General features: G+C 44.7%; 13 protein-coding genes. 4 read left to right on the top strand and 9 right to left on the bottom strand.

From position 1 onward, the window contains the following. Positions 1-249: 249 nt before the first annotated feature. The 4 genes from Q1A70_RS17165 to Q1A70_RS17150 form a co-directional block, all read right to left on the bottom strand. Positions 250-714, bottom strand: coding sequence for a hypothetical protein (locus tag Q1A70_RS17165; protein ID WP_299694384.1), 465 nt, complete (start codon positions 712-714; stop codon positions 250-252). A gap of 249 nt (positions 715-963) precedes the next feature. Next, positions 964-1878, bottom strand: coding sequence for a hypothetical protein (locus Q1A70_RS17160; protein ID WP_299694347.1), 915 nt, complete (start codon positions 1876-1878; stop codon positions 964-966). A 272-nt stretch (positions 1879-2150) separates the two neighbouring features. Then, positions 2151-3026, bottom strand: coding sequence for an NAD(P)-dependent oxidoreductase (locus tag Q1A70_RS17155; protein WP_299694350.1), 876 nt, complete (start codon positions 3024-3026; stop codon positions 2151-2153). Between the two features lie 17 nt (positions 3027-3043). Next, the gene (locus Q1A70_RS17150; protein WP_299694353.1) at positions 3044-3943 is read right to left on the bottom strand and encodes a LysR family transcriptional regulator; all 900 of its coding nucleotides are present in this window, start codon (positions 3941-3943) and stop codon (positions 3044-3046) included. An 83-nt stretch (positions 3944-4026) separates the two neighbouring features. Here Q1A70_RS17150 and Q1A70_RS17145 point away from each other — a divergent pair, with 83 nt between their 5' ends. Further along, complete coding sequence (locus Q1A70_RS17145; RefSeq protein ID WP_299694356.1) at positions 4027-4284, top strand: DUF2798 domain-containing protein; 258 nt, start codon at positions 4027-4029, stop codon at positions 4282-4284. Between the two features lie 127 nt (positions 4285-4411). On the opposite strand, the gene Q1A70_RS17140 is transcribed toward Q1A70_RS17145, so the two are convergent. The 4 genes from Q1A70_RS17140 to phhA form a co-directional block, all read right to left on the bottom strand. Further along, positions 4412-5128, bottom strand: coding sequence for a YebC/PmpR family DNA-binding transcriptional regulator (locus Q1A70_RS17140; RefSeq protein WP_010432326.1), 717 nt, complete (start codon positions 5126-5128; stop codon positions 4412-4414). A 96-nt stretch (positions 5129-5224) separates the two neighbouring features. Beyond that, positions 5225-5434 carry a DUF3283 family protein gene (locus Q1A70_RS17135; RefSeq protein ID WP_299694362.1) on the bottom strand — a complete coding sequence of 70 codons (210 nt, stop codon included), beginning with the start codon at positions 5432-5434 and terminating at the stop codon, positions 5225-5227. Between the two features lie 252 nt (positions 5435-5686). Then, positions 5687-6025 carry a 4a-hydroxytetrahydrobiopterin dehydratase gene (locus tag Q1A70_RS17130; RefSeq protein ID WP_299694365.1) on the bottom strand — a complete coding sequence of 113 codons (339 nt, stop codon included), beginning with the start codon at positions 6023-6025 and terminating at the stop codon, positions 5687-5689. Beyond that, positions 6015-6809, bottom strand: coding sequence for a phenylalanine 4-monooxygenase (gene phhA, locus Q1A70_RS17125; RefSeq protein WP_299694368.1), 795 nt, complete (start codon positions 6807-6809; stop codon positions 6015-6017). Before phhA ends, Q1A70_RS17130 begins: the two co-directional genes overlap by 11 nt. Positions 6810-6985: 176 nt before the next feature. Between phhA and Q1A70_RS17120 the strand changes: the two genes are divergently transcribed. Beyond that, positions 6986-8983 carry an acetoacetate--CoA ligase gene (locus Q1A70_RS17120; protein ID WP_299694372.1) on the top strand — a complete coding sequence of 666 codons (1998 nt, stop codon included), beginning with the start codon at positions 6986-6988 and terminating at the stop codon, positions 8981-8983. Positions 8984-9278: 295 nt separating this feature from the next. On the opposite strand, the gene Q1A70_RS17115 is transcribed toward Q1A70_RS17120, so the two are convergent. After that, positions 9279-9950: a fibrobacter succinogenes major paralogous domain-containing protein gene (locus tag Q1A70_RS17115; RefSeq protein ID WP_299694375.1), complete on the bottom strand. Its 672-nt coding sequence runs from the start codon at positions 9948-9950 to the stop codon at positions 9279-9281. A 292-nt stretch (positions 9951-10242) separates the two neighbouring features. Between Q1A70_RS17115 and Q1A70_RS17110 the strand changes: the two genes are divergently transcribed. Continuing rightward, entirely contained in the window at positions 10243-11415 is a 1173-nt protein-coding gene (locus Q1A70_RS17110) for an alpha/beta fold hydrolase (protein ID WP_299694378.1), read from the top strand. Positions 11416-11447: 32 nt separating this feature from the next. Continuing rightward, positions 11448-12365: a helix-turn-helix domain-containing protein gene (locus Q1A70_RS17105; RefSeq protein WP_299694381.1), complete on the top strand. Its 918-nt coding sequence runs from the start codon at positions 11448-11450 to the stop codon at positions 12363-12365. The last annotated feature ends 72 nt before the right edge of the window (positions 12366-12437 follow it).

Below are 12437 nucleotides of genomic sequence, written 5' to 3'. Positions count from 1 at the left end.
GTCGACTGAGAAGGTTATATCTATGTGCTACCGAAGTTGGACTAAGCTGACCAATTAAATAATCAAATTGGTATTATTTACTACGATTGGTATAACTAATGTTTTGCGAACACGAGCGACAACTAGCGGCAACCAGAACAAACTGATTGAACGATAGTGAGGCTAAAATTATGTGCCGCTATATTTGATAAAATGGCAAGCTCAACGGGCACAAATGACCATCGATACGACCAATTTAGGTTCAAACGATTAGCTAAGAAGTTCTCGGAAATGAGAGTATTGGATGTTGCCCTCTTTCCACCCAGAAAGCCGGGAAGACGGAGAACTCACAATGCTGGTCCAGTGCTGTTTTGCGTCCAACATCGGGGTGTTGACGAGCAACGAAGCCAGTAAAGAAGGGGGAGAGAGATCGATCAACAGATGGTACACAGGCTCAAGGTCAGCCGCGCTCTTTTGCTCATTGCTGAATATGCGCCTACAGCCTGTCGCTTGAAGGCTTAGCTCTGGATCGTGATAACGGAAACTATCATCGGATCGCTCAGCACTAAGCGAAGCCTTATCACACTCCAAATAGACCGATGCATCATCTGTATCCATTTGATGACAAAGATCACTATGGGTAGACGACGCTTGAGCCGCGTGGATTTGAAATGGCTTAGCAAGGAACGAATAGCCGTTAGCATTCACTAAGCCAAAGCTCAGTAAAAACAACATTAAGACTAATCGGGTACCTAACTGCAACAATTCACAATAATCCTGGATGATAGAAACAGCGACAATATATACCAGAGATAAAGGTGGCAATTGATTTAAACCCATAACCTAGTACATTTAACACTGCGCTGACAATCGATATTACTCCGATTGTTCATTTACACTGCATTAAACAGCGTTGTCGCGTGGGCGATACAATGATCGTGGTTATTTCACTCAATTCACACTGTAAATCGTCGTGAGCTGCGATTAAAAACGATACGCCATTTTCAGCATTGGACCGAAGAATTGATAATCCACTTTGAGGTTGGTGTGCTCCGCTTCATAACCAACACCTAGGTCGTAATAGTTGAATGAACCGGTAATACTGAAGTCATCCGTCACATAGTAGCGAGCGGCCATTTCCAACTCATACATCCAGCCGGAGATCTCATCGTATTTCAGATAAAAGGCGTGGGCGTGGCTTTTGAGTAAAATGTCGTTGCGAATGCGGTGTTCAATCAAAAATCCAATATTGGGTAAAGGGGCGGTAATGCCACTATTAAACCCTTCAGCCACGATCGTGGTGTCAGGTGAGGCGTTTTCACTCACTTCGACATCGATTTCACCGCGCATGCCAAACTCTAAACTAGTGACATGGAAGCCAGCCAGAAAGTGGATGTCTAAATGCTCTGAATCATAGAAGCGATAGCCATAGCCAAGGCGCACAATGTCGATGTTGAGCGTGGTGAGTAGATCTGCTTCACCGCCAACCGTATAGAGATGACCGTCAATTTTTAACTGAAACGGGTTTGCGACATAGTCTTGAAAGCCATTGCGGTGCAAACGACGCCAATCGAGGTAGATTTGATGATTATCGTTAAATCGATACTCTAAATCTAAATAAGGCAGTACATCATCATGGGGGAGATTGAGCCCCGACTCAAAATTAAGGTCGACATATTGTTGAGCGGTAGGATCATACACTTCAATGTCGGTGCTGGTTTGTGAGAAAAAAGCGCCAATTTCAATTTCAAAAATCCCAGCATTGGCGATGCTGCAAATCATTGGTGAGAGCATTAATGCCCTCAGCAGTGCGTTACTATGACCTATCACCAAGCTACGAGCTATCCTGAATTTTCTACTTATCATAAAGTAACGACCAATAGAGAAAGTACTTTTCAATCCCATATCCTTTATTTCAATGATGTCATCGACATGTATGATCGCTCCATCACAGTCAGTGACCAAAAATTCTAACGCAGTTATCGAGGGCTTAAACCCGCTAGGGTGACCCGTTGTTGGCTACGATTGGTATTATTTACTATGAACGGTAGCATTGACTACAACGACTATAACAGCGCATGCAAAAAAATAACCGCTAATTAGCGGCTATCTTATCATTATCTCAGCGAAGCTTCTGTTGCTTTCGAATCTCTTCTACGGCTTGATTGGTTCTACTTCTTTGACTCTTCAACCACAGATCTCATCAATACCGAGGTATCCATACGACCCAGTCCTTGCTCAGACAAAGCCTTGTAGGCGTTGTTGGTCTTTTCGGTCAGTGGCAGTTGAATGCCTTGACGATCCGCTTCATCGAGGCAGAATCCTAAGTCTTTGATCATCCAATCAATTGCGAAGCCGAAATCGAATTTGTCTTGCGCCATGGTGGTAGCACGGTTTTCCATCTGCCATGAACCTGCTGCGCCGTTTTTAAGACAATCAACCAGAGTTGGAATATCCAAACCTGATTTTTCAGCCAATACCAAGCCTTCAGATAAGCCATTCAATACACCTGCGATACAGATCTGATTCACCATTTTCGCACGTTGACCTTGGCCTACTTTACCCATTAAAACTGACGATTTACCGTAAGCTTCAAATACAGGTTGAAGGTCGTTGAATAGCTCTTGCTCACCACCACACATGATAGTTAGCACACCGTTTTCTGCGCCCGCTTGGCCGCCAGAAACTGGTGCATCCATAAAGCGAACACCTGCTTGCTTCGCAGCGACTTCAAGCTCTTCAGACAGGATTGCTGACGTTGTTGTGTGGTCAACAAGAATCGCATTTGGCTTCATGGCCGCCAGTGCGCCTGTTTCGCTGGTTGTCATGCTGCGAACATCGTCATCGTTGCCTACACAAACCAATACTACGTCGGCTTCTGCGACACACTCAGCCACGCTCTCAGCGGCTTTACCTTGGTGTTTATCAGCCCAGTCTAATGCTTTGCTATGCGTGCGGTTAAATACCGTTACCTCAAAACCGGCTTTGACTAGGTGGCCTGCCATTGGGAAACCCATTACGCCTAGCCCGATAAAACTTACTTTCATTTCTTTCTCCTTTTCATTTAACTCAGCTCATCGTGATGGAACGATCGAACGCTCTCAATCAAGGTATCGATAAGCAAAGTCAAAGCCTTCGGCTGATATTTTCTTTCTTTGTACACTAAATACGCTTGGCGATCACCCCGATGATACTCAGGGAGCACTTGAATCAGATTCATTTCCGGAGAAACATGACGAAAAGGCAGTGAGGCGATACCCAATCCCTTTTGCGCAGCGGCCGCGACCGCATAAATATCGTTAACGATGAACTTAGGTTTGATCGTCACCATCTGCTCTAACTGACCAGATTTGTAGAGCGGCATATCAAACACATCATCAACATTAATCCACTCTTGATGCTCGAGATCGTCTGGCTTTTTAATCTCTTCACGAGAATCCAGATACTCTTGGCTTGCAAAAAATCCGTGCTTGGCCTTAAACAATGGCCGCGCAATCATGCCGTCCATGTCGGAGATCTTAAACGTAATCAACAAATCACGATCGGTTTCAGGCACCACTTGCTGTTGGCTCAAAATGAGGTTGAGCTGTACTTTTGGGTATTCAGCAAGGAATTGCTCAACAGTCGGGCGAAGAAAACCGCTATAGAAGTTATGAGGCACCGCGAGCTTTATCTTGCCTTGAATCGCATCGCGCTCTTCAAGCAAGCTACTAAAACCCTGATGCAGTGATTCCATACTGCTACTCAGTGCTGCAAAGGCCGCCTCACCATCTTTAGTGGCCACCAACTCTCTACCCTTCTTCTCCAAAAGGCGAATGCTCAGGCGCTCTTCCAAAGCGGTTAATCGGCGCGACATGGTCGACACAGGCAACTGAAGTCGCTTCGATGCCGATAACAACGACCCCTCTTCCACCACAGTACAAAACAGGAATAGATCATCAATGTTTCCAAATATGGAATTCATACTTCTATATGTGCCTATTTTTCTCATTTATGGATAACAGTAACCTTAATGTATTCCAACAATAAAATCACTAAGGAGAGCGGATGAAAAACAAACTGCATTGGGTTACCGCGATATTGTCTTCACTTGTCATGGCATTCATGATGTCGGGGATCATATCGGGTTATAAGATGGGTTTCAGTCAAGCATGGCCACCAATTTGGCTAAACAGCTTTTTGATTGCTTGGCCGTGTGCACTCACATTGAGCTTAACCTTGTTACCACAAGTCAGAAAGGTCGCCGAATGGCTATGTCGCCCGAGATCAAAAACGATAGCTAAAGTGAGTTTATGCGATGAATAACGTCATGAATTCCAAAGTTATTTATAGAACTAGCGGAACAATGATCAAGGAAAACAATCATTGTTACCGACATAAAAAAACCGAGCACTAGGCTCGGTTTTTTTAATAACTGTTGTTACTGTAAAGATTACAGCTCAGCGTTGTGGTAAACCTGCTGAACATCATCACAGTCATCAAGCATGTCTAAGAACTTCTGGAACTTCTCAGAATCTTCTTCAGCTACTGGCGTAGTTGTTTGAGGAACGAAAGTGATTTCCTCAACGTCTAGCGTTAGCTCTGGGAACGCAGTGTTTAGTGCAGTCTTCGTTTTGAAGAACTCAGTCGTTGGAGCGAATACAGTGATAACACCATCTTCTAGCTCAACGTCAGTCACGTCTACGTCTTCCATCATTAGCGTTTCTAGGATGATCTCGTCATCTTCGCCTTTGAACTGGAATACCGCTTGGTGAGCGAACATGTGAGAAACCGTGCCTTCAACACCGATTTTTGCGCCCGTTTTAACGAAACATTGGCGAACGTCTTGGAAAGTACGGTTACCGTTGTCAGTTAAACAGTCAACGATTACGCTTGTGCCGCCTGGGCCAAAGCCTTCGTAACGAGCTGGTTGGAAGTCTTCACCGCCGCCGCCGTTCGCTTTATCGATCGCTTTTTCGATAACATGAGCAGGTACTTGGTCTTTCTTCGCTTTAGCTATCAGGTGCTTCAGCGGTAAGTTCATGTCTGGGTCAGAGCTGCCGTTCTTAGCCAGTACGTAAATCTCTTTACCGTATTTAGAATAAACTTTAATTTTTGCGCCTGCAGTTTTCGCCATTGAGGCCTTGCGCACTTCAAAACTTCTTCCCATCGGGATCTTCTCTCTGATTCAATTAACGGTGCAAATTCTAGCAAATTACTGCGTCATTTCAATTCTACAGCTTTGCAGGGTTAGGTTTGTCTTCTTTTATGCGACACCCATTACCCGTTTGTATTTTTCTACAGACTGTTCAAACCAAGCCTTTTCTTCTGGGTCACCCAATTTCATTGCTTGTTCAACAATGGCTTCAGGGCCACATTTCGCCTGCTTCAGTTTCCATACAAGAAACGATGCTTGCTTATCCAGTTCGATTTTATTTTTCTCGCTGGGTGGAAGGAGTGAAAGGTTGATAGACATTATTAGCCTTCGTCTGTAATACACTTGGCCGAGAAATATATCATAGAGCAGGCTCATAAAACCAATACTATGAGTAACAGAAAGGGTCTATGAGGCGAGAATCCAAACAAAGTTCGGCCAACTATCTTGCTGCCAAATCCACATATTACTCCTCATGATGTGAAAGCATTACCTATTCAACTCACATTATGAGTTGAATAATTAGATTATCGCATCTCAGGGCTAAGAAATAGCTCTCAAAACCCTAAAAGGCTATTCGCTCGCCGCAAACGCATCGCAGCGTGAGGCGCAGATGAAGTCATTCTTGTGTAGGCCTTTGATAGAGTGGCTCCACCAAGTTACGGTGACTTTGCCCCACTCCAACAAGATCGAAGGGTGATGAAATTCTTGTTCTGCTAACTCTGACACTTTGTTGCTGAATGCCCATGCTTGTTTGTAGTTGTTAAACTTAAACACCTTCTCAAGTTGCGGGATGCCGTCTCTTTCGATGACCTGCCAATCCGACAATTCCAGTAGTAAAGATTGTTGCTCCTCTTTATTGAGGGCAATCGCGTCGATACTGCAGGCTTCACATTTTTTTTCATTCAACATGTATCGTTTCCTTAGGTTCAAAAAGGGGTGGCAGTAGCCCCGCGTCTATCGCGAGATCAGCTTGCTGTAATAGGTTTTGCTGGCTAATGGTAAAGAGCTCCGATAACGTATCGAGCACATAATATTTCGGCTGCATGATATCGATGCGATAAGGCGTTCTTAGCACGGTTTGCAGATCGAAGCGTTCACGAACGGCCAAGTCTCCGCCCAATGCATAGAGCGTTTCTGCCGGAGACGAGAGAATGCCACCGCCATAGATTTTCAGCTTATCGCCCTCTTTGACTAACCCGAACTCAACCGTAAACCAATACAAACGGGCCAGATACGCGCGCTGTTTGGATGTCGCCGCTTGGCCGAGCTTTCCATAGTGTTCGGTGAAAGCGGCAAAATCACTATTAGTGAGCATGGCACAGTGACCAAAAATTTCATGAAAAAAATCTGGCTCTTGTAAGTAATCGAACTCATCTCGTGTTCTCAAAAATGTCGCGACTGGGAATTGTTTATTGGCGAGCAAATCAAAGAAACGGTCGAAATCAATCAACGCCGGAACAGGCTGAACCTGCCAACCGTTTGTTTCCATAAGCACTTTGTTTATCTCTGGCAGTTGAGGAACTCTATCTAGTGGTAGATCAAGCAAGGTCAAACCGTGCAAATAGGCATCGCATGCGCGGTCACTGATGACGCCCAGCTGCCTTTGTACCAAGTCGTGCCAAATGGCGTCTTCTTCACGGCTCCACTCAACCCATCCCTCTTGGCTCACGGGCTTAGAATGATATTGAGTCATTGCGCTGCTCCTTAAGGGGTCTTACTTTAAGCCTATCGCGACTCCCTATAAGCGCCAATCTGCGTTATTTTTTGCAGCCCTCTTCCATGTAACATTTTTTTTACACAGCGATTTTTTGACTTTGTAAAACCTGAATACCAGACTGAACTTGTTAACCTAATGTTGAAGGCAAAGGGATGCAGCAGAGCCACAAGCCAATTTGGCAACCGAGCGAGCAGCGGATCGCACACGCCAACATAACCCGATTTATCGATAGCCTTGATCAGCAAGGATTACTAGAGCGGAGCTTACAAAGCTACACCGAACTCCATCAATGGTCGGTGGCACATCCAGAGTCGTTTTGGCGCTGCGTATGGCAGCTTTGTGGCATGGTTGGAACGCAAGATGACATCGAACAAGGCGACAAAGTACAAGAGCAAGGTGAAAGTCGCTGGCAGCAAGCAAAATCGAACCGCGATACGTTGTGGTTCCCTAATGCTAAGGTTAACTACGCTGAAAACTTACTGCATTTCGCCCAACTACAACCAAACGAGCTGGCGATTTGGTTTGAGAATGAGCGCGGTGAGCAACAGAGCTACACGTGGCAATCCCTGTGTGAAGAAGTCTCTTGCGTTCAACAATGGCTGGTAGACTGTGGCGTTCACCAAGGCGATGTGGTCGCCGCTTATACCCCTTACCTACCGCAAACAGTGATCGCAATGCTGGCGACCACCAGCTTGGGGGCGATTTGGACATCGACCTCGCCCGATTTTGGCGTAGAGAGTGTGATTGAGCGATTTGGCCAAGTGAAACCTAAGGTGCTATTCACTTGTGATGGCTACACCTTCAATGGCAAGACGTTCGACATGACGAGCAAAAACCATGAAATCATTGAACACTTAAATGAGCTAAAACAGGTGTGTCAGATTGGTTATTTAAAGAAGAGCGACATTGAATCCGATGTGTCGATCCTGTGCTGGCACAATATTAACAACCATTATCAGCCGCACCCGCTACACTTCACTCGCGCCAATTTTAATCACCCACTGTTTGTGCTGTACTCTTCCGGTACCACGGGCAAGCCAAAGTGCATTGTTCACACTGTGGGTGGTACCACCCTTAACCACCTCAAAGAGCACCAACTTCACTGCGATATTAAGCCAAAAGATCGCGTATTCTACTACACCACTTGCGGCTGGATGATGTGGAACTGGCATGTCTCTGCGCTCGCCAGCGGCGCGTGTTTGGTTATCTTTGATGGTAGTCCTATTCACCCGCAGCCTAATGTTCTGTGGGATTTAGCGCAGCGTGCTGACGTCTCGACATTTGGCACCGCCGCCAAATATTTAGAAGCGATTGAGAAAGCGAAGCTCTCACCTATCGATCACTATTCTCTTCCTCACTTAACAACACTGTGTTCGACGGGTTCGGTGCTCTACCCTGAACAGTTTGATTACGTCTACAACCACATTAAGCACGACCTACATTTAGCGTCAATTTCTGGCGGCACGGACATTTGTGGCTGCTTTGTATTGGGCAACCCTATCTCGCCAGTTTATCGCGGCGAGTGCCAACAAGCGGGGCTTGGCGTCGACATCAAGGTGTTCAATGCCTCGGGGCAACATGTCAATCAAGCACGCGGTGAGCTAGTGTGTACTAACTCGCTACCTAACTTCCCGGTTGGTTTTTGGAATGACACAGGCGAGCGCTATCACAACACTTACTGGAGCAAGTTCGACAATGTGTGGCATCACGGTGATGAGGTCGAACAAACCCTGAATGGTGGCTATCTATTTTATGGACGAGGCGACACCACCCTCAACCCTGGAGGGGTACGAATTGGCACTGCCGAGATCTATCAGCAAGTGAACACCATTGAGGGCATCTTTGATTCGATTGCGGTAGGAAAAGAGATCGACCGCAACGAGCAGATCTGGCTGTTTGTTCAGCTGCAGCAAGGTATCACTTTAGATGAACAATTGCTGACAACCATCAACAGTAAGCTCAAATTCTGTTGCTCACCAAGGCATGTGCCGAGCCAAATATTTGCTATCAGCGACGTACCCAAAACCCGCTCAGGCAAACTAGTAGAATTGGCAGTGAAACAGGTGATCAATGGCAAGCCTGTCGAAAACCTCGGGGCAATAGCTAACGCCGAGGCACTAGAGGAGATAAAGCACGTTGTGTTTAAGTAAAATAGCTAGGACGCGTCTGTCACTATTTGACTCAAGGTTTGCTCTGCTCAAACAGGTTGCTCCAAACTCACTCAGTCTCATTCAGGTCGATAGCTTGCCAATTTCAACTGACTGAATAATTTTCAGTCCATTAGGGTGATAAACGTTTGCCCGTCATCCACGAAAGCCACCAAGCCGCCGTGATAATGACAGAATACATAAACACCCCTGAAATACTCGATGGAATGCACGTTGAAACGTTGCCTCAGCTAACGTCTTACGCTGTCGAGAAAAACGATTTTCAGACTTTTAATAGTCAGTCTTCAATCTTTACGCAACGAACAGAAAACATGTAATCCTTGGTGCTTGTTGCTCGTCGAATCTCACCTTTATGTGCATTCCACCAAGAGTAAGCAAGAGTTCGAATGATGGCTTTTTTATCAGTCGACTGGGTTGAGGTCCAAAACTCGGTGTAGGCACCTTGAGTGATGTAAAAACCATTCCACTTCACACCAGCAGGACGAGCGAAAAAACGATGTTTATTTATGATTGATGGATCAAATTTCTTAAATAGACCATCGCTTTGAGACTGTTTAAGTTGAGCACCAAGGTTTTGCGCACCTCCGCGCCAGCCATTTTGGTCAATTTCCTCTTCAGGCATACCGATATTGCGCTCTAACTGTTTCCAATCATCATCGGTTGCTACACGCCAACCTACTGGGCAAAGCTTTCGTACATCAGAGACATCATGCCAATCGTATAGCCTGCCATACTTCAATAGGTTATCTGGTTCATCTTCAGGGATTACCCCTGTACTTACAGCAGAGCCGTCTTGAAATGTCGTACTTCTAAGTCCCTCAGCTAACCAGGTTTGATCGCCTATTGTGACGGTACGGTAGATATTTCCTTCAACATCTTGAACCGTATCCTCTAGTTGATATAGCTCTTTATTAATGTCATTGGCTAATGAAGCTGTTGCAGAAATCATGCAGACCCCTATAGATAATATGTACTTTTTCATTGATGAGTCCCTCAGTATCAACCTTGTACTTCAGACTGCTGTAAAGGTGGGATGAGTTTAATTGGTTGCTCCCAGATAAACTTATACATTTCTACAATTCTTAAATTAGCTTTGTAGGTTTAAATTAATCAAAGGTTTAGTGGTATTTTGGCTATATTGGGACTCATGAGGTTTTGAGATATGAATAAGTTTTGCTTGGCGGTTTTACGTAGAATTTCTTTAAGCATAGTAGACAAGACCTACAGAGGAATACCTAGTATTGAAAACCATTATATCTTCATTGACGTTACTATTAATGACCTTAGTTATGATTATCAGTGGCTGTTCGAGCAGCGATATGTCTCGTGTACCTATGTATGAATCAGAACAGTACTACAATTACCTGCAACCGACCTTTGATCAATATGTGGAAACGACGACAGAGTGGTTGAAAGTAAATCGCGCTTTTATCACTGAGCATGAGCAACACACAACTGAATTAGCGATGAATGCTCCTTACAGCAAGGGTGATCCAAACTCAGACAAAGCGATCTTACTCGCACATGGTCTTGGTGATTCACCTTTTAGCTTTACTGATATTTCAGACTCACTGGCTGAACAGGGCTTTTTTGTGCAAGTCGTGCTGTTGCCGGGCCACGGCAGTAACCCTAGGCATATGGAAATGGTGAAATATCAAGATTGGCAACTAATGATTGATCACTATGCCAAGCTATTAAAACAGCAATACGATGAAGTGTGGCTAGGAGGCTTTTCAACGGGCGGTAACTTGGTTTCTATTCATGCATTAGATAACCAGGGCGTGGATGGTTTAATGTTGTTTTCGCCAGGCTTTCAAACCACGACGCCAGTACTAGAAAAATTAACGCCACTAGCAGCAATCTTTACCGAAGGTTGGTTCACAGAAGAGAGTAACTTGGCCAAATATAACTCCGGGCTTCTTGTTAGCGCATTAGCTTATTCAGAAAGTGCGAAGGTGTTTCGCAATAAAGTTGCAGGTCAAAAACTGGACATTCCCGTTATGTTAGTTGTTTCAGAGGCTGATAGCGTGATTGATTCTAATGCTCTAAGTAACTACTTTGACCAGCACTTTACTCACTCTAAAAGTCGGTTGGTATGGTATGGGGAGAACACGGAGTTCAAACTGCCGAACAAAGTAGAAAGTTACTCAATGCAAAGAGACGATCTTAAAATAAGCACAGCCTCTCACATGAGCCCTTTATTTGCCCCTGACAATAGCTACTATGGACAGGGTGGAGACAAAATAATCTGTGAAAACAGTTGGAGTTCTTTTGCTGTCGAGGCGTGCTATCAGGGTGAACAAACTTGGTTTGCAGCATGGGGCTACACTGAAGGGGATCGCATTCACGCTCGACTTACTTGGAACCCATATTATGCCGAATTGGAAAAAACGATGAAAGCTGTCGCCCTGTAGGCCAATTAGAGAAATTATTGGAGAGTAGAAAAATGACTAATACACTGGACATCCGTTCTATTTCGGACCTACATTCTGCGTTAGGGCTAGATGCTCCAACTCACCCCTTAGTGAGTTTTTTCAAACAATCTCAAGTCAAACTGGGCGTTAAGGAAGATGTCAAAATCTGCTTTAACCTCTTTCTCATTTCTTTGAAAGATTCAGCGCATTGCAAAGTTGGATATGGCCACACAACCTATGATTTTGACAAAGGAACGATGACCTTTATCGCTCCCGGTCAAGAATTGATGATTGAAGCAACAGAGCCATTTGAAGATTCGTTGGGTTGGACGATTGCCTTTCACCCTCAACTGATAGCAAGGTCTGAGCTTAGTAACAAGATGTCTGATTATTCTTTCTTCGAGTACCAAACCAATGAGGGTTTACATCTTTCAGAGCGTGAGCGTATGGTGATCACTGATATCGCTTCGAGTGTTGGTAATGAAACCGAAATGAATATGGACAAACATACTCAATCGTTGATTTGCTCAAGTATTGAGTTGCTGTTGAAGTACTGTACTCGATTTTATGATCGCCAATTTATTGTGCGATCTGATTTAAACCACGATTACATGAGACGTTTTAATCAGTTCTTAGACTCATATTACCAAAGCGACAAGCCGTTCGAAGAAGGCATACCTACGGTTCAATACTGTGGGCAAGAAATAGGTTTATCGCCTTATTACTTAAGCGATCTATTGAAGAAAGAGACAGGGAAAAGTGCTTTAGAGCATATTCACCTGTTTTTAATAGATCGAGCCAAGAGTCAGATTTCACAAACCAGTGACAGTATTACTCAAATAGCCTATGGGTTGGGCTTTGAATACCCACAGCACTTTTCAAAGCTTTTTAAAGCAAAAACAGGGGTAAGTCCAAGGCAATATAGAAATGAATCGACGCCTACACACTAGGGCGTGTTGATCTTTGCTGTACATTTCGCGTTCAACAATACATCGGTAGCCACATCAACATGAATGCCAGCG

This window comes from uncultured Vibrio sp. (genome assembly GCF_947488985.1).
GTDB lineage: Bacteria > Pseudomonadota > Gammaproteobacteria > Enterobacterales > Vibrionaceae > Vibrio.
The sequence above is the reverse complement of the archived record's forward strand: the minus strand, read 5'-3'. Positions and strand labels throughout refer to the sequence as shown.